Below are 2,165 nucleotides of genomic sequence, written 5' to 3'. Positions count from 1 at the left end.
ATCGAGCGCCGTGAGGCGCTGTTCAACCGAACGGAGGTGAGAGACCACCGTCGCCGAGCCATCGCAGTGGCCCGGTAGAAGCTGGGGGCAGCCTGATCTAAAGAGACTTTGGTGAGGGTGGGAAGCAGCCCCGACAACGCCGGGACGGCCTGGTACTGCCAGACGGGTCGGGTCCGGCTAGCGAGACGGGAAGGTGTACGCGAGGAACCAGCGGCTGAACGCCTCTTAAGAGAAGACCACCAGCTCCAACCTGGCGGATGCGGGCTGGGCAGCGACGCGCACCCGCCCTGAGGGCGGGGAACTCGTGGGCCGGTTGATGTCGCCGGTTCGGGAGGTCACGGTGAAGGACTGCGGCGTAGCCGTGACGAGGTCGCAGGGGCATAGCTGGACACCTCACCCGTCAAACGGTTGACAGTGAACACGGGAACCACCGCGCCGGTCCCCGGTCAGATCCGGCAGCCAGCCGGGCTGGAGGGGTAGGCAGTCGTCGGCTGATGCCGGTGTGGTGGGGCGGAGGAGCCGTAGTAGTCCGAGGCCGGGAAAGCCGGTCGCATGGCAAAGGGCTCCAGCGGGTTCGCGGCGAGTACGCAGACTGTGGAGGTCACTTGTGAATACGAGTGCTTTGTGGCCCGACCCGGACACGGCCGAGCTGCGGGTACGCAGGATGCAACGCAAACTGCACCATTGGGCGGTTGATGAAAGCGACCGCTGTTTCGATGATTTGTACAACCTCGTTTATGACCCCGCATTCCTCACCCTCGCGTGGGAGCGGGTGCGGACGAACAAGGGTGCGCGCTCAGCCGGTGCCGATGGGACCGCACCGCCGTCTGTCGGTGCGGCAGAGGCGGTCGGACTGCTTCAGCGGCTCCGCGAGGAACTCAAGGAGCGGATATTCCGGCCGGATTCGGTGTGGGAGGTGATGATCCCGAAGGCGAACGGCAAGCTCCGCCGCCTGGGTATCGCGACCGTCGCCGACCGGGTCGTGCAAGCTTCGCTGAAGCTGGTGCTGGAGCCCATTTTCGAGGCGGACTTTCATCCGTGCGCATATGGGTTCCGGCCGGGCAGGCGAGCCCAGGACGCCATCGCTGAGATCCATCACCTCGCCAGCGGCTCACGGGCCTATCACTGGGTTTTCGAGGGAGACATCACGGCGTGCTTCGATGAAATCTCGCATTCGGCCCTTATGGGCCGGGTGCGGCGACGTGTCGGGGACAAACGCGTTCTGGCCCTGGTGAAGTCGTTCCTCAAAGCCGGGATTCTCTCGAAAGATCTCGGCTACCGGGACACCATCACCGGCACTCCGCAAGGCGGAATCCTCTCACCACTGCTCAGCAATGTCGCCCTGTCCGTTCTCGACGAGCACTTCGCCGCGAAGTGGAAGGCGCTCGGCCCGGAATGGACACGTGCCAAGCATCGACGCGCCGGAGTTCCGACCATGAAAATCGTCCGCTACGCAGACGATTTCTGTGTCATGGTCCACGGCACTCGCGCTGATGCCGAAGCGCTTTGGGACGAGATCGCAGCAGTGCTCGCGCCGATGGGCCTGCGCCTGTCGGTCGAGAAGAGCAGGATCTGCCACGTCGACGAGGGGTTCGAGTTCCTCGGCTTCCGCATCCAACGGCAGATCAAAAGGGGCACGACCAAGCACTACGTCTACACCTGGCCGTCGAAGAAGGCACTTATGTCCATCACCGACAAAGTCAGGAATCTGACGCGGCGACACAAACATCGAACGCTCGCTGATCTGCTGCGCCAACTCAACCCCGTCCTGCGGGGATGGTGCAATTACTTCCAGCACGGGGTGTCCAAACGCACCTTCGACTACCTCGACCACTTCACATGGTGGCGGGTGGTGACTTGGATGCGCAAACGGCACCACGGGCTGGCGTGGGGCGTCTTCCATCGACGGTTCCTGCCCAATTGGCAAATCCGCGAAGGCAAGACGGCGATGTTTCGGCCGCAGAAGGTAGAGGTCACCCGATACCGCTACCGGGGCACGAAAATCATCACCCCTTGGACAGCGAGGCCGACGGACATCACTGCACCAGTGGCCTGAATCCGTGGAGAGCCCGTTGCGGAGAAATTCGCTCGGCGGGTTCGGAGGGCGGGCCGGGGAAACGGATCGGTAGAAATGCCGACACCGCGCCCCGGTCCGACCCCTACAC

General features: G+C 63.7%; 1 protein-coding gene. It reads left to right on the top strand.

The window, feature by feature from the left end; genetic code table 11:
• Positions 1 to 607: 607 nt before the first annotated feature.
• Positions 608 to 2,056, top strand: a complete 1,449-nt coding sequence (ltrA, locus tag AWC17_RS06370; protein ID WP_085164430.1) for a group II intron reverse transcriptase/maturase — start codon at positions 608 to 610, stop codon at positions 2,054 to 2,056.
• The last annotated feature ends 109 nt before the right edge of the window (positions 2,057 to 2,165 follow it).

The sequence above is a fragment of the Mycobacterium nebraskense genome (genome assembly GCF_002102255.1).
GTDB lineage: Bacteria > Actinomycetota > Actinomycetes > Mycobacteriales > Mycobacteriaceae > Mycobacterium > Mycobacterium nebraskense.
Note: the sequence above shows the minus strand (reverse complement) of the source record. Positions and strands in the feature narration are given on the sequence as shown.